Here is a 22,426-nt window from a genome sequence, read left to right as displayed (position 1 = left end):
GCAGCCCTGGACAAGGCCACGCCCACGCACAGGCGTTTCCGCCCGCCGGGGCGCTCACGCACCCTGCGACGCGGTCCCCACCCCGCGGTTCATGTCGTTCTCCTTTGTGCGAGCCGCTGGAGTTGTCCTGCGTGGATGTCGCCCACCCATTCCCAGCCGGGCTCGGGCGAGTCGATCCGCGGGTCGTCGGGGACACCGCCGTCACGCAGGGCGTGTAGGTACGCGCGGTCCTGTTCGATCCGTGCGTGTACCTGATCGGCCCCGCAGACGGACCCGTGTCCGGGGATGAGGACATCGACGTCGTCCGCCACGTCCTCGAGCCGTCGCAGTCCGACGAGGTAGTCCTCGATCGGGTCACCGGCGCCGTTGAAGTCGTCGAGCATCGGAACGAAGACGTCGGACAGCATGTCGCCGGCCACCAGCACCCCGCGCTCCGCGATCAGCAGCGCCGCATGGCCCGGGGAATGCGCCGGATGCTCGATGATCCGGACTTCGGGGCCGTCCCAGGGGATCCGCACGGTTCCGGCGGGCAGACCGGTGATGAGGCCGTACAGGTCCAGCGGTGTCTCCTCGGCGATCTCCGGCGGCAGCCCCTCGGCGGCGCGGGCCTTCCAGTCCGCTTCCGACCGCACGACCCGCATGGCGGCCGCGCAGCGGGCTGTGCCGTAACGGGGAACGTCGCCGAGGTCGGCGTGCCAGAGCACGTGATCCCAATCAGGGTGCGTGGAGAAGCCCGCCACGACGGGGCGGCCCGTCTCGGACAGGTCGTTCGCAAGGCAGGTCAGTTCGCCGTCGGTGAGCCCGGGGTCGATGAGCAGCACACCCTCCCGGCCTTGCACGACAACGGTGTTGTTCCGGAGCAACTCGCTTCGGTGGATCAGCACACCTTCCGCGACCTGTGTCAGCATGGCGGCCCTGCCCTTCTTCGTGGGTTGATCGAGTCATGCGTGACAGCTCGGTGAGGTCGGTGATCGCCGTCGGCGTGCGCCTGCCGGAGCCCGGCCTGCCGCTCGGGATGAGTTCGGGCTGTTCGTCGCAGATTATCGACGGCCAGAGACAGGAATCCGGCGGCGCGTCGGCCGGAGGCGCGAGGGGCGACGCCTTCAGGAGACGCCGGAGATGATCGCGGGGCCCTCGCCTCGGCCTGTCGGCTACGCGGGGCGGACACGGCCGACCAGAGCATCGGGTTCGGGCCATCTGTGGGAGAGCGTCATCGTGTTCACCATTGCGAGCTCCCAAGATCGAGAAGGCCACGCGTACGGTTAGTCTGGTTGCCTGTTCTATTCGACTGCCATCATCAAATGGCAAGACTCGAACGGGAATGCCATGGAGGAGTCCGCATATCCGGGCAAGAGGACTGACAGTGCTAGAAAAGAGCTCGCCTCCTTGCTGAGGTCCGCTCGGCTGAACAGCGGTCTGGCCGGACAGGAGCTGGCCGACGTTCTGGGCTGGTCGCAGTCGAAGGTCTCCAAGATCGAGAACGGTCGCACTAGGCCCACCACCGATGACGTCAAGGCCTGGGTGGATGCCTGCCGCGTCTCGAAGGATGTGGCGCGGCATAGCTCCGAACTGGCCGAAGCCGTACTGGTGGAGTCCCGCCACTGGAGAGTGGTGCACGCTCGGGGACTCCGTGCCGGCCAGGAGGGAGTCCGGGCGCTGGAGCAGCGCGCCGAGGTCGTTCGTTCCTTCCAGCCCTCCCTGGTGCCCGGTCTGTTGCAGACCGCCGAGTACGCACGGCAGGTGCTCAGCGCCGTCGACCTCTCCGGTCGGCGTGACATCCCCGAGGCCGTCGCGGCGAGGATGCGCAGGCAAGAGGCACTCTACGAACCCGATCGGCGCTTCGAGTTCACGCTCACCGAGGCCGCGCTGCGCTGGCACCCCCACGACGCGGACCTGCTGGCCGCCCAGGTGGACCGTCTGCTCTCGGTCGCCACGCTCACCAACGTCACGCTGCGCGTCCTGCCCCTGTCCTCGTCCTTCGGCCACCTTCAGAGCAATGGGTTTCTGCTGTTCGAGATCCCCGATGATCCCACCGTCATTGTCGAGACCTTCACGCGGGAACTGGTGATCACCGACCCCGAAGAGGTCGGCCAGTACCGTGACATCCACGCGGTCCTCACCGAGCACGCCCTGAACGAGGCCGCCAGTCGTGATCACCTCAGGGAGCTTGCTGCCTCCCTGTGATCCCGGCGGACCCGGGCGGGGCCTGCGGGGGCCGCTATCCGCGCGGTTCCTCCCCGGCCGTGGAATCGGTGTGCTCCGGGCCGCCCGGGGGTGGGGGCGGCGGGGTCAGGGCGTCGGAGAACATGCTGTTCAGCGTTTCCTGGCGCTCCTGGTCGGACTGCGTCGGCGAGGTCCCGGGCGGGCCAACGGGCACGACCGTGGGCGTACCCTCTCCGTCGGCCGGCTCCTCGGTGTCCGCTTCCTCCGCCGTCTCGGTCGGAGGCGGCGCGGTGTGCTCCGGGGGCACGACCTCGGCGTACAGGACGTAGCCGCGGCCCCAGGGTTCGTAGGAGACGATGCGGTAGGTCGTGCCGCGGGCCAGGATGACCTCGCGCTCGTGGGGGTGGAGACTGCGGTCGCCGACCCACAGGCCCCGTGTCCCCGGCGGGAGGACGAGGCGGATGAGGTCGGTAGGTGAGCCCCCGGCGGCGCTGGGGCGGGAGCCCAGGGACGCGGACATGAACCCGGGGCTGGTGAAGGTGCGGCCGATGAGAAGGGCCGGGTTGACGGTGCTGCCGGGAACGAGGTGGTCGAAGCCGTAGATGCCGCGTACCGCCTCGACGCCTTCGGGCAGGGGGGCGTCGGTGGCGTCGTCCAGGTGCTCGATGATGTCGAGGACGTGCTGCGCGTCGGGGTAGAGGCCCTGTCCTCTTTTGTCGGGGAGTGTTTCGGCGATCTCGCCGGCGGGACCGGCGTCGCGGTAGAGGTTCTCCAGGGCGGCCTCGGGGTGGCGGGAGTCGAGGACGTCGCGGACGATCGCCTCCTGTTCGGGGGTGAGGGTGCCGCTGTTGAGGAGTCGGGGAAGGGTGTGCAGGGCCGGCCACCGGCCGTGGTTGGCCTCGTACAACTGCCAGCCGGGGCGGGTTCGGCTCTGTTCGCGGCGGCGGTCGAGTTCGGCCTGGACGGTCGCTTCGTTGAGGGGTTCGAGGCGGGAGAACTGGCTGATCCAGCTGCTGGCGGTGTAGGCGTGCACGTACCGGCGGGTCCGGGGCGGGAGCGCGTCGTGGGTGTTGGGGTTGAAGTCGGGGTTGTGGAGGAGGTTGCCGTATTCCAGAAGGCCCGCCTCGCCGGGGAACCGGCGGATGCCGTCGGTGCCCAGGACCCCCGGCCCCTCGGCCGGTGCGGTCCCCTCGGCCGGGTCCGTGCCGCGCCCGCTCTCGTCCGGCCCGAGGCCCGTCCGGTCGGCGGTGTCCGTGGTCGGTGAGGTGCCGGTCTCGTGGGGGAGGGGGAGAGCCGGGGACTCGGGTGCACGGCTCTCCTCCGATCCGGTGGTCTCCACGGCCGTCGTGGTGGTGTGCGGCTCCGGCGCGGAGAGGGCGGACTCCTCCTCCCCGCCCTCGGTGCGGGTGGTGCCCTCCTCCGAGGCCGTCACCGTGACCTCCGGTTCGAGCGGTGGGAGTTCCCCTTCGGCGGGTTTCGTGGTCCCGGTGCTCTCCGGCTCCGGTTCGGGGTCGGTGACGGCAGGGTCGACCGGCGGGTCCGGCAGAGGGACGTGAACGGGGGTGACCCGGGGGGAGCCGGGCGGGGTGGCGTCGTAGAGGTCGCTCTCGGCGTCACCCTCCTCTGCCTTCTCCGTCTCCCGGGGGCCGTGTTCCTCCTCGTGGCGGGTGAGGGGGTCCTCGGTGGTCTCCGCCGACGGATCGACCACGGTGGTCTCCGCCGGATCCGCGACCGTCTCCTCCGCCGGGGGCACGGTGGCCTCCTCGTCGGGAGTGACCGCGGACTCCTCACCGGGAACCACGGTGGTCTCCTCGCCGGAGGTGTCCACCGGCTTCGTGGACTCCTCCTCGACCGGCGTCTCTGTGGCCTTCTTCGCGGGTTCCTTGACCGGTGTCTCTGTGACCTCCTCCACCGGTTCCTCGACCGGGGTTTCCGTGATCTCCTCTGCGGGTTCTTCGACCGGCGTTTCCGTCGGCTCCTCCACCGGGGGTTCCTCTACCCCCGGCTCCTCCACCGCCGTCTCTGTGACCTCCTCCACCGGTGCCTCCGTCGGCCTCTCCGCCGTCCGCGGGTTGAGCGCGCGCAGGTCGCGCAGGGCGTCGACCATCTCCCGCATCGCCCGGTTCCTGGCCTCCTCCAGTTCGCGGTACCGCTCGTCCCGCTCCTGGTAGTCGATGCGCAGCGTGTCGTCGGCGTGGTCCGGGTCGACCCGGTTCACGAACTCGAACAGCTCCCCGCGCGCCTTGATATAGGCCGCGTCGGCCTTGGCGAAGGCCGCCTCCGCCTCCGCGTACCGGTCGATCTCCGGTGCGCCGGTGTCCAGCCCCCAGGCGCGCGCCCGGTCCTCGTCCACCCACCGCAGCACGGAGGAGTCGCTCTGGCTCCCCACGGGCGGGGTCCCCGGCTCGGCGGTGTTCTCCGCCCACACCAGCCACCGGGCCGGAACCCGCACCAGGAACATCCGCCTGGCCCCCGGCCCCTCGGCCAGCGCCCCCTCGCGCTGGCCGGACGACACCCCGTCCTTGGCCCCGCTCAGGGCCGCGTTGTCGGCGTCGAGGTTCTCCCGGAGGCGGTCCGCCGGGCGCGCGGTCTCCGTGACCTGGCCGCCCAGGCCGGCGTTCTGCGCCCGGTTCTCCGAGGTGTTCTGGGAGCGGCGGGTGCCCTCCTGGTCCGAGTCCCGGGCGCGGCTGTCGCTGCTCACCCCCTCGATCACGGCGCCGTCCGTGTTCAGCAGCGCCCGCGTCTTGACCACCGTGTCGCCGTACTCGGCGAGCACCGCGGCGTCCTGTGTGGCCTCGGGGGTCAGGGACAGCAGCAGCATCTCGTGCCGGCGGACGGTGATCCCGGCGGCCCGCTCCAGGTCCGTGATCCTCCGGTCCAGGAACCGGGCCGCCGCGTCGACCTCGGCGGGGTCCAGGAGGCCCGGGCCGCCCGTGCGCGTCCACCCGGCCAGGAGCGCGGCGTTGACCACCGCCGCGTCGAGCACGCCGCGGCCCTCCCCCTCGATCGCCACGGGCACGGAGTCGAGCCCCGCCGTGCCGTCCTGGTACCCGTGCCCGTCGCGCCCCCGGTGCAGGTCCGCCCAGTCGTCCGGGTACGACTCGGTCCCGGTGTGGTCGAAGTTCGCGGGGGTGTACGGGGTCCCGGTCGGCGCGGAGCCGATGCCGGGGCCGAGCGTCTCCAGGTAGGGGAGCGGGTAGACCGCCTGCGCCTGCCGGTCCAGGACCGACGTGGTGAAGACCTGGTCGCCGATGCGCAGGCTCGCGTCCACCCGGGTCGGCGTCGTGACCACGGCGAAGGGCGTGAACACGACCCGCTCCTGTGTCTCCTCGCGGGTCCGGCTCCGCGAGGAGGAGTCCTCCACCAGCGTCTGCCGCCGGTACGCGGGGGTGCCGCCGGCGCTGATCGCGCCGACCTGCCGGCCCGTGGCGGGGTCCTCGCGGTTGCCGATCGGCGCGAGCAGGTCGATGCCGGCGCCGTGCCCGTACCCCCGGAACGTGGTCTCCTTCTCGGAGGAGGAGGTCGCCTTGATGTTGCGGTCGACGAACTCCATCTTCCCGCCGATCTGCTCCACGCGGGACCCCAGCGGGCGCAGGTCCAGGTCGAGGGTGGCCGTCCGCGACCGGTCCTTGATGCGCGGGGTCCGCTCGGAGGACTCCCACCGGGTGTCCGTCGGGACCACGCGCACCTCGATGCCCGACAGGTGGGTCATCCCGCGGTTGAGGTCCGAGGTGACCGTCTCGATCAGGTCCTCGCGCGAGTGGGTGGTCAGCTCCCAGCCTCCCCGCCGCAGCCGCTGCTCCAGCTCGGAGACGAGGGAGGCGACCTGGACGGGGCGGGAGTCGTAGCCCTTCCCGGCCAGGTCCGGCTTGAGCACCATCTGCCGGTGTGGCCCCTGCGGCGGCGGGTGCGGGCTCTTGTGGACCCGGCCGTCCGGCCCCCAGGTCAGGTGGTCGTCGACGAGCCCCTCCGCGAAGACCCAGAGCGCGGGGACCATCACCTTCTGCGCGTCGCGGACCTGGGACGTCCACGCCGTGTGGTCGCCGGTCCCGGGCGACCGGGGGACGGAGAACAGGAAGTCGAAGTCCTTCTTGTGCTCGGTGGCCTGGAGGACGACCCCGTGGGTGACGAACTCGAAGGTGGAACCGGTGAACTTGACCTCGCGGCGGGTGCGGAAGGACACGGAGGTGGATTCGCCGCGCCCGTGGCCGTGGGGGGTGTACCGCAGCTCCACGCCCGGCTGGGCGATGGGCGCGGAGGAACCGCGCGGGGCCTGTTCGGCGGTCTCCGCGGTGGGCTGGGAGCTGAACACCCCCCGGGCGATCAGGACGGTGCTGAAGATCGAGTCCCGGTTCGTGTCGAACCCGTAGGAGATCTCCTTGACCTGGTTGGGCTCCATCACCGCGAACTCGCGCAGGACCACCGACGCGACGTGGGTGGGCACGTACCAGGTCACCGTGGTCGGCCGGGTCCGCCACGGGGCGATGCCGTCGTCGAGCTGCACCCGGAAGCGGGAGCCGCCGTCCCGCTGGATCCCCGGCGAGGCGGCCAGGGACTGGGGAGAGGTGTGGTTGGCGATGATCGCCGCCGCGCCCTCCCGGGAGGACGCGGCGCGGGAGAACGCCCAGTGGTCGCGGTCCAGGCTCGCGTAGGTGAGTGAGGAGACGGTGATGATCTCGGGTCCCCGGCGCATCAGGGCCGGGTTGAACGCCTGGACGCTGGAGAACAGCCCCGACAGGCGCCGCGCCCGGTCCGTCCGGTCGATCCGCAGCTCCGGTTCGGGGGCGGGGGTGCGGCGGCGGCCGCTCCGGCCGGCCGGGGTGCCGGTGGTCCGCTCCCCGGGCGGTGCCGTCTCCGTCGTCCGCCGGGTCCCGGTCCCCGAGGTCCCCGTGCCCGTGTTCCCCGTGTTCCCCGTGTCCTGGGCCCTCGTGTCCGTGCTCCCCGGGTCCGGGACCCCCCTGCCCGTGTTCCCGGTGTTCGTGTCCCCCGTGCCCGTGTTCCCGGTATTCGTGCTCCCCGGGTCCGGGGCGGTGACGGCCGTGGTGCCCTCGGCCTCCTCGGTGCCCTCCCCGCTCTCGGTGACGGTCTCCGGCCCCTGCCCGGGGGGAGGGGGGAGCAGGCCCAGGTTCTCACTGAGGAACGCCGAGGGGCCGCGGTCGAAGAGCCGTTCCGCCTGGGACGGCGGCAGCCTCCTGGGCGGCTCCGGGGCCTGCGCCGGGGGCGTGTCGAGGGTGAAGCGCTGACCGGTCCGCGGGGTGTGCAGCTCCACCCGGGCCCGCACCGGGTCCGGCACGCCGTCGCCGTCGCCGAAGAGCTGTCGCCCCATCCCCGTCCGGGACGGCGCCTCCCACCGGGAGGAGCGCGGCACCACGGAGTCGTCGGGCCCCATCCACGCCGAGAACTCCACGTCGGCGAACAGCACCCTGCTCCCGCTCTTGTCCTTGACGTTGGTCTCGGAGGCCGCCGAGACCCCGTACTCGCTCTGCTTGCGCGAGCGGAACTCGTTGGCGGCCCGGAAGTACACGCCCCCGGCCCGGGCGGGTGTTCCGAACGAGTCGACGCCGGCGGAGATGCTGCGCAGGGTCACCCCCGTCCGGCCCTCGGCGGTGACCGTCGTGACCTTGTCGGACTTGCGGCCGATGCCCGACGACGCCCCGGTGGTGCTGCCGGTGTGCGAGGAGTCCAGCGGGGTGGTGGCCTCGGAGTAGCCGGTGACCCGGACCCGCGGCCACACCGAGATGTGGTCCGGCACGGTGAACCTGCGCTCGCGCATCTCGTTGCGGAACGGCAGGAACTTCGTCTCCACCAGCTTGATCTCGACCTGGCCGGACAGCCAGGCGTCCCGGTCGGCTCGGAAGGAGGAGGAGTTGACCTGGGCCAGGACCTTCTCGGTGTTCAGCTCGGCGGTCCTGCGGTTGCGCCGGTGGTTCCAGCCCGCGTGCGAGCGGGCGGGCTCGGGGGTGCCGGGGACCGCCAGGTGTGGCAGCACCAGGCCGGGGTACTCCCGGTCGATCTCCGTCAGGAGCCTGTGCGCGAAGTCGCGGAAGAAGGACTGCGGGAGCTCCCCGTCCTCGGCGCGCACCTCCGACCCGTCGGCGTGGGTCACGTCGCGGACCAGCGCGTCGCCGAGGTGGGTCGGACCCCCCTCGCGGTCCAGGAACGGGTCGCCCGTCCGCTCCAGGTCCTCCGTCTCGGGGCGCTCCCCGTCGAGGCGGCGGACGTCGTCGGCGGTGACGGCCTCCAGCGAGGACGCGTCGAAGTACGTGGGCTCTGTGTCCCCGTCGAGCCACACGGCGATCGTCCGCCGGGTCCGGTAGACGGCCGTGTCCGTGCTGTGGAACAGGTGGGCGTCCCACGTGTTGCCCGAACGCCCCCGGCCCTTGGACCACACCTGCTGGAAGCGCGTCTCGAAGTAGGGCGCGTCGACCCGGACCGCGTCGCCCGGGGTCCGGGTCACCACGCCGCCCGACACCGCCACGAAGAAGCCCTTGAGCCGGTTGGCGAGCACCGAGGCGCCGCGGGCGTAGCGGTCGGTGAACTTCATGTTGAAGTCCCTGGGGGTCTCCGGGACCAGCTCCATGGAGGTCGGCGGGGCCCAGATGGTCAGCAGGCGCGTCCCGCCCCCGGCGTCGGGGACGCGCACGGTCCGGGGCTCGTCCGTCATCGTGGGCAGCTGGGTCATGACGATGTCGTCGGCGAACACCTCCAGGACGCCGCGCCGGTCCAGTTCGCGGCGCAGGGCGCGCGACCCCGTCTTGGGGTGGGTCACCACCTTGGGCTCGTCGCTGCCCGGGCGCGGCCGGTGGAGCACCCGGCGGGTGTTGGAGCCCTCCCCGGGGGCCTCGAAGCCCAGACGGTCGGCGACCCAGGAGTTGAGACCGGTGGGCGCCTCGGCCGGCTCGGCGGACCGCGTCCCCCACGGGGGCAGCAGGCCCCGCCACCGCGATCGGCCCCCGCGCGGCGTGCCGGTGCCGGTGCCCTCCCCGGGGGTCTCGGCGCGGCGCGTGATGGACTCGATCGAGATCGGGTGGGAGTTGGCCAGGTAGCCGCCGTACTTCGTGGCGTCCGGTGCCCCGGTCGGCGGGTCGCCCTCGGCCGGGTCTCCCTCGGCCCGGGACCCGTCCCCGGACGCGGTTTCCTCCGTGGCCGTGGCCGGGGGGTGGAAGGGGTCGGTGAACGTGATCCGCGGGGGGAGGTCGTCGCGCCGCTTCAACCCGCCCATGAGGACGAGTTCCACACCGTCGTCGAGCCGGGTCTCGGTCCGGACCGGGCCGAGGTCCATACCGTCGGCCGGGTCGTTCCCGCCCGCCGTCTGCGGCGGGGGCGGCCGGTGCGGGGTCCACTCGGCGGTGAGGGTGCTGCTGTAGGTGGTCCCCTCCCCGGTCATCTCCGTGGTGAGGAGCTGCGTGTGGCCGCCGTCGCCGGACTGCTGCTGGATCGCCGAACCCCCGAAGGCGGAGGCCCGGAAGCCGACGGCCGGCGCGGGGAGCCCGCTGACGCCCAGCAGGTTGGCCTGGAAGGCCACGACCGGGCGGCGCGCGGAGCCGACCAGCCCCGACTCGCCCCGCGACTCCTGGGTCTGCATGTCGTGCAGGCCCTTGTACTTGGCCACCGGGGCGCCGCCCCGGTTCCGGCCGCCCTCGTGCCAGTCGTCGTCGGAACGCAGCCGCAGCGTGAACGCGGTTCCGTCGGCGGAGGTCTCGGTGACCCCGTCGCGGGAGAAGAAGTCGCGGGGGTCGGTGCCGAGCCTCGTGTGCAGGGAGGCGCGCACGTCCGCGGGCAGGTCCGGGCGCGTGTCCAGGACGGCGTCCGGGTCCACGCGGACGCCGTAGGACTCGATCCACCGCGACTCGATCAGGTAGTTGAGCCGCAGCGGGTCCGCGCCCTCCTCCGTGCCGTCCGGTTCCTCGGTCGGGACCTCGGTGCCCACCTCGTCCTCCTCCCCGGGCGGGGGCGGGGGAGGCGGCGGGACCCTGGTGATCTCCTCCTCTTCGGTACGGGTCTCCTCGGTCTCCTCCGTGCGGGTGTCCTCGGCCTCTTCGGTACGGGTCTCCTCGGGCGGGGTGGTCCGGGTGGCCTCGGTGTCCGCGTCCTCGTCCTTCGGCGGCGGGGAGGGGGCCTTGGGGGGCTCCGTGGTCTCCCAGGGGCTCCGCGTGTCCGTGTCCTCCTCGCCCGGCGGCGGTGACGGGGCGCGGTCGTGTTCGTCGGTGAGCGCGGGATCCCGGGTGTCCGCTTCCTCACCCTGCGGCGGAGCCGGGGGTGTGAACGCGGTGTCGGACTCCCCGGGTTCCGGCGTGCTCTCCAGCCGCGGGGGCCGCCCCTCGACGTTCGGGACGGTGAGGGGGCCGCGATCGAGTCCCCCTCCGGTGCCCCCGGCCGTTTCCGCGGCGGGAGCCGACTCGGTGTCGATGGGTATGTACACCGGCTCGTCCGCGAACCGGACCCGCCGCTCGCGGCGGACACCGCTCCGCTCCTGCTCCTTCGCCGTGTCGGAACGGCCGGGGTCGCGGGTCGTGTCCTCGGGGGCGGGGGATACGCCCGACGGGGTCAGCGAGCTGAAGAAGAGGTCCAGGTCCACCCCGCCCCCGCGCCGCTCCGGGGAGCCGGACGCAGCGGACGGCGGCGGGAAGCCCCCCGCGTCGTCCGGGTCCGTGAGGGCGCCCTCCCGGCGGAACGGCCCGTCGCCGGAGGGGGTACCGGGCGGCGTGCCGTTCCTGGTTTCCCCGTTCCCGCTCTCGCCCACGGCCTGGGACGGCTCGGTCCGGTCGCCGAACACCGGGCCGCGTTCGCCCTCGGGGGACGCCGCGGCGGAGTCCCCCCGCGTATCGGAGGACTCCCCGGGAGGCGGGGCGTGCCCGTCGGGGGGCGTGGTCGGCCCCTCCGGGGCCTGGGCGGAGGACTCGTCCCCGCCCTCGGCGGGGGTTTCGACGCTTTCCTCCGGGGCGGCCTCGCGCTGGTTCTCCCGGGTGCCCCCGCCCTCTTCCTCCGGAGCGCTCTCGCGGTGGTCCTCCCGGGTGTTCCTGCCCTCTTCCTCTGGGGCGGTCTCGTGCTGGTTCTCCTGGGGATCCTCGCCCTCTTCCTCCGAAGCGGCCTCGCGCTGGCCTTCCCGGGTGCCCTCTTCCGTGTCCCGGTCGGTGGCGGCGCTGCCGCCCTCCTCCTCGGCGGCCGGGGGAGGGGGCGCGGCGGAGGAGTCGTCCTCCTGTGCGCCGGACTCCGCGGGCACGTCCTCGGGGGCACCGCTCTCGGCTGCGCCGCTCTCAGCGGCCGAACCGCTCTCGCCGGCCGGACCGCCATCGTCCCCTCGGCCGGAGCCGCTCTCCGACCCGCTCCCGGACAGGGCCGTACCCGTGCCCGAGCCGGGCCCGGCACCGGTCGGCCCACGCCCGCTCCCGCCCTCCGGCACGGGTGTGGTCATGTGCCGTGTGTCGGGATCGCCGCTCTCGGTGCGCGGCGACCGGTCCCCTCCGCCCGAACCGGACCCCGACCCCGCCTCCGAAGCGCCCGGCTGGCCGGACCCGGGGGGACCGGCGGGGGCGTTCCCGGTCTCCGACCGTTCCGACCGGCCGGACACCGACGCGCCGTCCCCGTCCTCGTCGTCCGTTCCGTATTCGGATCCGAGGTCGAACGACATGTCGTCGCCGCCCCCGCCCCGCAGGTGCAGGACCGGCCCCTCACCGTCCTCGTCGTCCGACTCGAACCCGTAGTCCGATCCGTACTCGTCGTCCGTTCCGTATTCGGATCCGAGGTCGAACGACATGTCGTCGCCGCCTCCACCCCGCAGGTGCAGGACCGGCCCCTCACCGTTCCCGGACGAGGATCCCGACAACCCGCTCCCTCCGGCTCCCGGCCCCGGAGCGAACGGCCGGTCGCCGGCGTCCTCCCCGTCCGGGCCGAGCCCGCGCGGCCCGGACCCGTCCGGCTCCGGGAGGTCCACCGGGGTGTTGTTGAGATCGCGCAGGTCGTCGAGGGCGTCGATGGCCCTGAGCCCGCCGGTCACGGCCAGGTCGTGCACGACCGAGGTGGCGGCGCCCGCCACCGCCGACATCCCCGACGCCTCCCACTGCTGCTCGGGCGAGAAGAGCAGGTTGGTCAGGCCCTCGCCCATGTAGCCCTCGAACGCGCCCGAGCCCGCGCCGATGCCCAGCGCGGTCAACCGGTCCCGCCACCGGGTCCCGAACTCGGCCACGGTGTCGGCGAAGGCGTTCGGGACGTCGCGGGCGAGGTGGTCCCGGGTGCTCTGCGGCAGCGGCGCGCCGCCCAGCACGTCGTCGAGCGCAGAGGTCGCACCCGGGGTGTTCCACGTCCGCAGCAGGGTCTCCGCGTACTCGCGGCCCAGGGCCCTGGCGGCGTCATCGCCCAGCTCGTTCCCGAAGTGGCGGGCGAACACGTTCCCCGCCCCGTCGATGAAGCGCTCTCCGTGCCCGATGCCGCTGCTCGCGGTGTTGGGCCGCTGCGCGGGCCCGGTGAACTCGTTGGAGTTGCGGGCGAACAGGGTCACCAGGTCCCGGTTGAACTCCGGCGTGATGCTCCCCGGCGGCCAGGTCACCGTGGGGCCGTCCTGTCCCGCCCCGTCGCGCCCGGGCCCCTCGCCCGGCGGTGGCCCCGGGGGGTCGTTCGGCGGCCCGGGCGGGCCTCCCGCGTCGTCGCGGACGTTCGGCGGTCCCGACGGGCCGGAGCCCGCGCCGTCCGGGACGGTCTCGGGGACGTCCCGCAGCGGCGGGTCCGGGGTCGGCTCCGGGCCCCGGCCGACGGGCCCGGGCGGCGGCTCGGGGACGATGTCGCGGACCGGCGGCGGAACGGGGGGATCGGGGAGGTTGTTCCCGAAGAGGTCCGCCAGCTGCCTGCTGAGGAACAGGTCGGCGCCCATGGACAGGCCCGCGCTGAGCAGCCCCTCCACGAACGCGCCCGCGGCGGCCATCCGGGTGAGCTCCTTGTCCCACTCGTCCCGGTTGCCCTGGTCCATCTGGATGCGCTGGATGAGCAGGTCCATGGTGGTGCCGAACAGCTGGGCCACGAACAGGTGGCTCAGCAGGTTCCACACCAGCCAGTTGAGGATGCGCCGAATCGCCTGGCTGCGGATGAACCTGAACATCGAGATCCACGCGAGCGACGCCCCGAACGTGAACTTCGCCATCGCGATCGCCCAGGCGATCTCCAGCGCCAGCTGGACGAGCTGGCCGATGATCATCCACTTGGCGTACTCGACCTGGTTGGCGGACTCCTTGGCGTACGCCCGGATCTCCCCGGCCAGTTTCGCGGCCTCGCCGACGTAGTCCCGTTGTCCCGCGGTGAACTGGGCGAGGGAGTTCTCGAAGTACTCGGTGGTGCGCCCGTCGAAGGTCGACCGCACCTTGCGGCGCAGCACCACGATCAGCTCGGGCAGCTCGGTCGCCAGGATGTACTCGACCGTGGCGTACATGTCGGAGACGTCCCGCAACCTGTCCTCGTCCACGTTCGGCCACTCGGTGCCGGTGAGGCCGTAGAAGAGGTCGGCCAGTCCGTCGGGGATCTCCATCCCCATGCGCGTCCCCGCCCCCGATCCGTTCCGCCGCCGGTCGCCCGCCGCCGGGAGCCGCGGGGCCCGGCGGACGCGACGATCCTAGGGCGGGACGGAGCCCCGGAACGGGCCCCGTGCGGTCCTTCCCGGAGTGTTCGCCCGGCCGTCACCGGGCGCGCACCCGGCGCTGACCGGACGGCCGCGAACCCCTGGGGGACGGGTCATCCGGGCGCGGCGGACCGCCGCGCGCCGTGCCGGTGTGCCGCGCGCCGTGCCGGGCGGGACGGCTCCGGGGCACCCGCCCGGCGGTGCGGCCCGTCCTGCCAGCCCAGCCCTGTTCCGCCCCGTTCGGCCCCTGCCCCGTCCGGCCCCGCCGATCCCACGGCGACCGGCCCCGCTGCGGGCCCGGGTCAGAGGCCCTCCGCGCCGAGGAACGCGCGCACCTCCGCCAGGAACCGGTCGTGGCACTCCACCTGCGCCCAGTGCCCGCAGTCCGGCACCGTGACCAGCCGCGCCCGCGGCATCAGCCGGGCGGCCCGCCGGGAGCCGCGCGGGTCCACCAGGGGGTCGTCCTCCCCGTGGAAGAACAGGGCGGGCACCCCGATCCGGTGCACCCGGCCGCTCAGGTCGTTGAGCATCCCGCGCCGCCCCACGGTGGCCCGGTTGTACCCCAGGTGGCCCAGCTGCGACCCGGGCCTGCGGATCAGGCGGGTGAACTCCTCCACCACCGGCGCCGGGATCGCCGCCGGGTTCCGGACCACGGCCCGCACGGACATCTCGGGGAAATACCGGTCGACCGCGCGCAGCACGGGCAGCACCAGAGGGTCGGGGGTGTGCACCGCCGCCCAGGCGCCCGCCTGCGTGAACCGGTCGCGCAGCCGCGGCACCAGCCCGGCGGAGGCGACCAGGACCAGCCCGGCGACCCGCCCGGGCTGCTCCAGGGCCAGGTTGAGCGCGATGTCCCCGCCCATGGACACCCCGGCCACGACCGCCCGCTCCACCCCCAGCGCGCCCATCGCCTCGTCCACGACCGCCGCCAGCTCCCGCGGCCCGCCCACCGGCCCGGCCTCCAGGCTGCCGCCCCACCCGGGCAGGTCCAGCGCCCACACCCGGCGGTCGGCGGACAGCGGCTCCAGCAGCCGGTACCAGGAGACCGCCGCGCCGTCCGGGCCGCTGCCGTGCAGCAGGACCAGGGGCGCAGGTCCGGGCCGCGCGCCGCCGGCCCGCAGCACCCGCAGGCGCCCGACCCCGACGTCCACGTACTCTTCCCGCGCCCCGGGCGGTACGAGGTGGTCCATGGCGGCTCCCTTCCGTCCGCCGCCCACCCTACGCACGCCGGCCCCCGGACGGCCGGAGGATTCCCGTACCGCCGGGCCCTCCCGTCGCCCGGACCCCGTTGCGCGGGCGCCCCCGGGGACACGAGAATGCCGGTGTCGCACGGTAACGGAGGCCACGCACACCATGACCGACCCCTCATCCGACGAACACCCGCCCCCCATCGACACCACGGCGGCCCACTCCGCCCGGGTCTGGAACTACTGGCTCGGCGGCAAGGACAACTACCCCGTGGACCGCGAGGTCGGCGACTACGTGCTCGCCGCCTACCCGGAGATGGTCGAGGCCGCCCGCGCCGACCGGGGCTTCCTCATCCGAGCGGTCACCCACATGGCCCGCGAGGAGGGCGTCCGCCAGTTCCTCGACGTCGGCACCGGCCTGCCCACCCACAACAACACCCACGAGGTCGCCCGGCGGGTGGACCCCGGCGCCGCCGTGGTCTACGTCGACAACGACCCCATGGTCCTGGCCCACGCCCGGGCGCTGCTCACCGGCGGCGCGGGCGACGTCCACTACGTCGACGCCGACCTGCGCGAACCGGACAAGGTGCTGGCCGCCGCCCGCGACCACCTGGACTTCACCCGCCCCATCGGCCTGACGGTCCTGGGCACCATGGGGCACACCGAGGACACCGCCGAGGCCTACGCCCTCACCCGCGCCTACATCGACGCCCTGCCCCCGGGGAGCTTCTTCGCCCTGTGCGACGGCACCGACACCAGCGAACCGATGGTGGAGGCGGCCCGCCGGTGGAACGACACCGCCGCGCTGCCCTACCACCTGCGCACCCCGCAGGAGATCGCCGGGTTCTTCGCGGGGCTCGAACTCGTGGAACCGGGTGTGGTCTCGGCGTCCCTGTGGCGGCCGGACGGGACCGAGGTGGGCGACCCCGCCCACGTGGACCAGTACTGCGGGCTGGCCCGCAAGCCCTGACCCCCGGCCGGCGGCGGCCTGTGGCCGACGGGTTCCGGCCCCCGGCTGCCGGTGGCCCCGGCCCGCGGTCCCCGGCCGGCGGGCTCCAGCCCTCCGGGACCGGCGGCGGGCGGCGGCCCGGACGGACGCGCGCAGGCGGTCCCGGGCCCCGCCCCCGAGGCCCCGCGACCCGCCCCGGAACCGGTCCCGTCACCGGCCCCTCGCCCTCCGCCACCCCCGCCACCGGCACTCGTGACACAGCGGTGACGGCCCGTTCAGCAGGGGTATCCCCCCGGGTCACCCCGGTCGGGCACGATGTTCGCCTTCCCCCGCACACCGTGAAAGCGAGCACCCGTGCCCTCTCCCACCTCCCCCGAGGGGACCGGCCCGGCCCGGCCCGTCCAGGTCGGCACCGGCGGGCACCGGCCCGGCATCGAGGGCCTGCGCGCCGTGGCCGTGCTCCTGGTCGCCGCCTACCACATCTGGTTCGGCCGGGTCTCCGGCGGCGTCGACGTGTTCCTCATGCTCACGGGCCTGCTCGTCACCGCCTCCCTGCTGCGCGCCGCCACCGGCCCGGGCATCCGCTACGGCGCGTTCCTCGCCCGGCTGGCGGCCCGCCTGCTGCCGCCCGCGGCCCTGGTCGTCCTGTTCACCCTGGCCGGGACCTGGCTGTTCCTGCCCCGGTCGCAGTGGAGCGAGGCGCCCGGGGGAGCGGTCGCCGCCCTGCTCGGCCACACCAACTGGCGCCTGGCCCTGGACTCGGTGGACTACCTGGCCCGCACCGGCGTCCCCGACCCCTTCCAGCACTTCTGGTCGCTGTCGGTGCAGTGGCAGTTCTACCTGCTGTGGCCCGCCCTCATCGCGGGAGCGGTGCTGCTCGCCCGGCGCGGGGGGCGCGACCCGCGCCGGCCGCTGTTCTGGGCGCTGGCGGCGGTGTTCGCGCTCTCCCTGGCCTACTCGGTGGTGACGACCCGCACCGACCAGCCGTGGGCGTACTTCGACACCGGGGCCCGGCTGTGGGAGCTCGCGCTCGGCGGGCTGGTGGCCCTGCTGCTGCCGGCCCTGCGACCCAGGCGCACCGCCCGGCTGCTCCTGGGCTGGGGCGGGCTGGCGGCGCTGGTGCTGTGCGGGGCGCTGCTCCAGGTGTCCACGGCGTTCCCGGGCTTCGCCGCGCTGTGGCCCACCCTGGCGGCCGCGGCCGTCATCGCTGCGGGGGCGCCCGCAGGCGAGGCCGTCGGCGTCGACCGGGTGCTGTCCTCCCGGCCGCTGCGCTACCTCGGCTCCATCTCCTATGCCCTGTACCTGTGGCACTGGCCGATCCTGGTCTTCTACCTGGCCGCCACCGACCGCGACCTGGCCACCCCGCAGGGCGGGGCGGTCATCCTGGCGGTGTCGCTGCTGGCCACCGCCGCGACCACCCCGCTTGCCGACCGGCTCGCCGGGCTCGGGCGCGGGGCGGGCCGCCGGGCGGTGCTGCGCGGCACCGCCGTCGCACTGGCCTGCCTCCTCCCGGCCCTGGGCGCGGCGGGCGCCTGGGCGCAGGCCCAGGAGGCCGAACGCGCCCGCTGGGACGCCCTGCTCGCCGACGGCGGCGGCTACCCGGGCGCCGCCGCCACCGACGGCGGCGCGGCGGCACCGGACCTGCCGGTCTACCCGCCGGTGTCCCTGGCCGCCGAGGACGCCCCGGTCACCTACGCCGACGGGTGCAACCAGACCACCATGGACTCCGAGGTCATCGTCTGCGACTACGGGCCCGACCACGCCGAGCGCACCGTCGCCCTCGTGGGCGGCTCGCACGCCGCGCACTGGTTCCCGGCCCTGGAGGCCATCGCCGTCGAGAACGACTGGCGGCTGCTCAACATCGTCAAGGGCGCCTGCCTGTTCACCGACGCCCCACAGGTCTACAAGGGCGAGCCCTACACCTCCTGCGCCGAGTGGAACCGGGGGGTGATGGCGGAGCTGGAGCGGCTGCGGCCCGACACGGTCTTCACCACCGGCACCACCACCAGCCTGGACGCCTCCGCCGGGTTCGGCGAGGAGCAGATCGTGGACGGGTACGTGGAGCGCTGGCGCGAACTGGGGGAGTGGGGCATCGAGGTGGTCGCGGTGCGCGACACCCCCAGGTTCGGGTTCGACGTGCCCGGCTGCCTGGCCGAGGCGGACCCCGCCGACCCGGACGCCTGCACCACCGAACCGGAGCGGTCCCTGGCACCGGTCTCCCCGCTGGCGGAGGCCGCCCTGCCCGCGAACGTGACGGTGCTGGACCTGACCGACCTGTTCTGCGACGCGGACGTGTGCCGCCCGGTGATCGGCAACGTGCTCGTGTACTGGGACGGCAGCCACATCGGCTCCACCTTCATGCGCACCCTCGCCCCGGAGCTCGAACGCCGCTGGCTCCTCGCCGAACGCCGCTGACGACCACGGGACGACCGCCCGGCCGCGGATGAACACTCGCCGAACACCGGGGGACCGGTGTGGGTCCGAGGCCTCTGAAGGCTCGGAAACGCCCCTCTTTCTTTCCGGATCCCACGGGGCCCCAAACCTCTGATCCGCGACCGGACAAGGACATCTCGTTTTTCAGGTCGCCTTCTTCACCAAAGGTGCACCGTGTGCGCATTGGGACGCAGTTCTTGTGATCTGGGTCACTATTCCCCTGGGTGTCTCGGGTTGCTAATGTCCCGTTCCGTCTCAGGACGACCGCCACCGGTCGCGCCCGTATGGCGCGGCACCCCTGCTCGGTGATCCCCCTCGGTCCTGGGAGAGGAAGAACCTCGCCATGCCCCGCCGTGCTCGGGTGTGGGGTGCCGCCGTGCCGGCCCTCGCGCTCCTGCTCCCCGTCCTGTCCACCCCCGCCCACGCGGAGCAGGAACCGGCCGCCGACACCCCGGCCGTCTCCACCACCGGGCCGGCCGTTGAAGGCAGCCCCCCTGAGACACCTGTCGAGCTCTCGGACTCCCGCGGGGGCGCTTGTTCCTCCGACCCCGAGACCCCTCGGCTGATCAACGAGGCGTCGCCCACCCTCACCGCCTACGTCCGCGACCGCGACTCCACCTCGGCCAGCCGACAGAAGGTCAAGACCGAATTCACCTGGTCCGTCGACGGTTCCCAGGTCGGCAGCGCGGAGAGCCCTTCCACCGACGTCGCGGCCTGGCCCTCGGGTTCCTTCCAGTCGGCCGATGCCTCCGGACTGCCCGAGAACGTGCTGATCGCCTATCGCGCGCGGGCCCACGACGGCACCTCGTGGTCGGACTGGTCCCCGGACTGCTACCTGAAGGTCAACACCTCGCGCCCCGACCAAGGCCCGGCGGTGGCCTCGACCGACTACCCGGACGACGGCATGGCGTACGGGGAGCCGGGACTGCCGGGCGAGTTCACCTTCGGCAACAACGGGGTGGACGCGGCCGAGGAGTACCACTACGGGTTCAACGACGACTCCTGCACCACCAAGGTCACCCCGTCGACCCCGGGCGGATCGGTCACGGTGACCCTCACGCCCGGGCAGGATGGGCCGAACTGGATCTACGCCCGCACGGTGGACGGCTTCGGGAACTCCTCCGACTGCGTGCTGGTGTACTCCTTCCTCGTCGCATCGCTCAGGCATCCGATCGTCCACCTCGCTTTCGACGAGGGACAGGGGGCCCACACCGCCGACATCATGGACCCCGACCACGGCGCCACGCTCTCGGAGGGCGTCGACTGGGTCCGCGGCCGCATCGGGACCACCGAGAACCCCAACACGAACCCGTCTCCGCGCATGACCGGCACGGCGGTGCACACCAGCGGCTACACCGACGGCGACCCCGGTCCCTACGACCGGATCGACGTGGACCACTCCTCTGTCGATACCTCCGGCACGTTCTCCGTCGGAGTCTGGGTCAAACTCGACCGAGCCCGCGCAGACCACATCGCGATGGCCCAGGAGGGCAGCGGGCAGAGCGCCTTCCGTCTCGGCTACGACGGCGACAGCGGCCGGTGGGCGTTCGAGATGTCTCCGGAGGACGAGCACTGGAACGGATCGCGCCCGTGGGCGTCGGCCGTCTCGTCCCAGGCCGCCGAAGTGGACGTGTGGACCCACCTGCTCGGCGTCCATGATTCCCGGACGGGCGAGTTCACCCTGTACGTCGACGGTGTCGAGCAGGGTCGAGCCACCCACACCGGGGAGTGGAACGCCACCGGGCCGCTGACCGTGGGCCGTGACCCGGGTCAGGGCGCGGGAGACCACTATTGGCCCGGGGTGATCGACGACGTCAAGGTCTGGGACCGCATCGTCCGCGACAGGCCCGTGTCCGACCGCGTATCCGAGGACAACGAGGTCTGGCACCTGGCCAACGCCCCGCTCGCCCCCGAAGGCCGCTGGCTGCTGGACGAGTACGACGGAACACAGGTGCTCGATTCCACCGACCATGGCTTGGACGCCGCTTTGCAGGGTGATCCGCTCACCGCCTGGAACCATGCGGAGAACCAGGTCACGGGTTCGCCCGGTGTCCGGTTCAACGGCGAGGACGAGTACATCGAAACCCTTGGTCCGGTCCTGCGCACCGACCGCAGCTTCAGTATCGCCGCCTGGGTGCGCCTGGATGAATCCGAGTTGGACACGGACGCCGTCGCCGTCAGCCAATCCGGGGAACACCGGAGCGCGTTCCAACTGGGCTATGAAAGTTCCAATGGCACCTGGGTGTTCCGGTTCTCGTCCGACGACGAACCCGTGACCGGGGCCGAGGTGTGGAGCGGTGTTCATTCGACCTCTCCGGCCCGACCGGGGGAGTGGACCCACCTGGCCGGCGTCTACGACTACACGCGCAAGGAGATGGTCTTGTACGTCGACGGCTTCATGGCGGCCCGGGCGAGTGTGGACCACGCCTGGCACGCCGAAGGCGGTCTGCTCATCGGTGCGGCGCGGATCCAGGGTGCGAACGGCCGTTATTGGCCCGGCGATATCGACGACGTCCATGCCTACCAGGGTGCTCTCGGGTACTTCGGTATGATCACGGTTCGCAACGGCTTGTTCCCCAATATTCGCGGCTGAGTTCTCGTCGTCTGGCTCTCGCCCCGTGGGCGTTCCCTGAATCATCCGAAGGGATCGCCCGGGGGGCGCTTTCGGTTCCCAGCGATCCTGGTTCGGTGTATCTCCCTCAAGTGGGTTTCTTGTGTCCTCCGGGGCATGGGGTGAAAAGGGCGGTTCAGCTCAAGGGCGGAATTCTGCTGCTTTTACTGTTTTGGATGCTTCTCTAGTGGTGGAATTCAATGGCGTGGCCGTCGGGGGTGGGGAAACGGCTTCTCCGGAAGGGGTCTCCGCTGGTCAGGGGATAGTCTGGTCGGGGTCGAGCCGTTTCCAGAGTGCTGTCGCGGAACGGTTTCGAATGCGCGAAGAGTGCTTTTCGGGGAAAAGGGGAGATCATGGCCGGGGTCGAGGAGAAGAGCCGGATGGAGAAGCGCTTCGAGCTCTGGGACCGGGAGGGGAAGGGGTACGTCGAGCGCTCCGACGTCGAGGCCGGGGCCGTGCGCTTCGCGCAGGCGCTCGGTGAGCAGGGCTCGACGAAGGAGCAAGCGCTCATCGACGCCTACATGGGCATGTGGGACTCCCTGTCCCGGGCCGCGGGCACGGACCGGGTCGGGAAGGACGTCTTCCTGCGGCTCTCCGAGACAGCGGTCATCGGTCAGGGCGACGGCGGGTTCGACCGGGTGCTGCGCCCGGTGGTCGAGGCGCTCGCGGACCTGCTGGACACCGACGGCGACGGGCGGGTCGGCGAGCGGGAGTTCGTGCGATGGGCCGGCGTCATGGGGGTGCGCGGCCCCGACTCCGCCAGGGCGTTCGAGCACCTGGACGGGGACGGCGACGGGACCCTCTCACGCGAGGAGTTCACCGTCGCGGTCCGGGACTACCTGTTCGGCAGGCACGACGCCCCGCTGTTCGGCGCCCGCTGACCGGCGGCGCCGTCACCACGGCGGGTCGCCGGCCGACCCGGGCGGCCTCGGGGTGCGGACCAGGGCGCCGGTCCGGGCCGCGGCCTCCAGGAGCACCGGGTCGGCCGGGAGGATCATCGGGGACCAGGCCGGGGCGTCCGGCCAGGCCCGGGCCAGGGCGGCGGCGGTGACGCGGTGGAAGTCGTCCAGGACGGCGGACGCCTCCTCCCGCGCGTCCCACCGCCGCTCCGCCCAGCACCACAGCAGCACCGTGGCGGCGGTCCACCGGCCCACGCCTCGCCGCCTGGCCGGTCCGGTCAGGTCGGACCGCGCGTGCGGCGGCGGCAGGAGGACCTCGGCCCGGCCCTGGTAGACCTCCCCGGCCGCGGCCCGTTCCAGGACGGTGGCCGCCTCCGCGAGGAGCCCGGCGAGGGCCTCGGGGCGGCTGCCCGCGGGGACGGCCGCCGTCAGTGACACCGGCACCCTCGCCCACACCGGTGCGGCCTGGTCGGAAACGGACATGATCCTCCTCGTGCTCCTCGTTCGTCGGGCGGCCCCCTTCCCCCGCCGAAGTAGCGGGGGAAGGGGGCCTCGGTCCGGCGCGCCCCGGGGCCGCGC

The 22,426-nt window shown here is 73.2% G+C and carries 9 protein-coding genes; 5 read left to right on the top strand and 4 right to left on the bottom strand.

Translation table 11 applies throughout. From position 1 onward, the window contains the following. Positions 1-89 precede the first annotated feature (89 nt). On the bottom strand, positions 90-908 hold the full coding sequence (locus KGD84_RS20325; protein WP_220561987.1) for an MBL fold metallo-hydrolase: 819 nt from the start codon (positions 906-908) through the stop codon (positions 90-92). A 478-nt stretch (positions 909-1,386) separates the two neighbouring features. Here KGD84_RS20325 and KGD84_RS20320 point away from each other — a divergent pair, with 478 nt between their 5' ends. Further along, positions 1,387-2,184: a helix-turn-helix domain-containing protein gene (locus KGD84_RS20320; RefSeq protein WP_255646695.1), complete on the top strand. Its 798-nt coding sequence runs from the start codon at positions 1,387-1,389 to the stop codon at positions 2,182-2,184. A 34-nt stretch (positions 2,185-2,218) separates the two neighbouring features. On the opposite strand, the gene KGD84_RS20315 is transcribed toward KGD84_RS20320, so the two are convergent. Both KGD84_RS20315 and KGD84_RS20310 read right to left on the bottom strand, forming a co-directional pair. Continuing rightward, positions 2,219-13,684 (bottom strand): WXG100-like domain-containing protein, encoded by an 11,466-nt coding sequence (locus KGD84_RS20315; protein WP_220561985.1) that lies wholly within the window; start codon positions 13,682-13,684, stop codon positions 2,219-2,221. Between the two features lie 386 nt (positions 13,685-14,070). Further along, a complete protein-coding gene (locus KGD84_RS20310; protein WP_220561984.1) occupies positions 14,071-14,958 on the bottom strand; it encodes an alpha/beta fold hydrolase in 888 nt (295 codons plus the stop codon). 163 nt (positions 14,959-15,121) lie between these two features. Here KGD84_RS20310 and KGD84_RS20305 point away from each other — a divergent pair, with 163 nt between their 5' ends. The 4 genes from KGD84_RS20305 to KGD84_RS20290 all read left to right on the top strand — a co-directional run bounded on the left by KGD84_RS20305 (position 15,122) and on the right by KGD84_RS20290 (position 21,829). Next, complete coding sequence (locus KGD84_RS20305) at positions 15,122-15,925, top strand: SAM-dependent methyltransferase (protein ID WP_220561983.1); 804 nt, start codon at positions 15,122-15,124, stop codon at positions 15,923-15,925. A gap of 333 nt (positions 15,926-16,258) precedes the next feature. Beyond that, positions 16,259-18,319 carry an acyltransferase family protein gene (locus tag KGD84_RS20300; protein WP_220561982.1) on the top strand — a complete coding sequence of 687 codons (2,061 nt, stop codon included), beginning with the start codon at positions 16,259-16,261 and terminating at the stop codon, positions 18,317-18,319. A 361-nt stretch (positions 18,320-18,680) separates the two neighbouring features. After that, complete coding sequence (locus KGD84_RS20295) at positions 18,681-20,930, top strand: LamG domain-containing protein (protein ID WP_220561981.1); 2,250 nt, start codon at positions 18,681-18,683, stop codon at positions 20,928-20,930. Between the two features lie 371 nt (positions 20,931-21,301). Continuing rightward, entirely contained in the window at positions 21,302-21,829 is a 528-nt protein-coding gene (locus KGD84_RS20290) for an EF-hand domain-containing protein (RefSeq protein WP_220561980.1), read from the top strand. 12 nt (positions 21,830-21,841) lie between these two features. Here KGD84_RS20290 and KGD84_RS20285 read toward each other — a convergent pair whose 3' ends face one another. Continuing rightward, positions 21,842-22,330 carry a hypothetical protein gene (locus KGD84_RS20285; protein ID WP_220561979.1) on the bottom strand — a complete coding sequence of 163 codons (489 nt, stop codon included), beginning with the start codon at positions 22,328-22,330 and terminating at the stop codon, positions 21,842-21,844. Between the last annotated feature and the right edge of the window lie 96 nt (positions 22,331-22,426).

Source organism: Nocardiopsis changdeensis (assembly GCF_018316655.1).
Taxonomy (GTDB): Bacteria; Actinomycetota; Actinomycetes; order Streptosporangiales; family Streptosporangiaceae; genus Nocardiopsis; species Nocardiopsis changdeensis.
The sequence above is the reverse complement of the archived record's forward strand: the minus strand, read 5'-3'. Positions and strand labels throughout refer to the sequence as shown.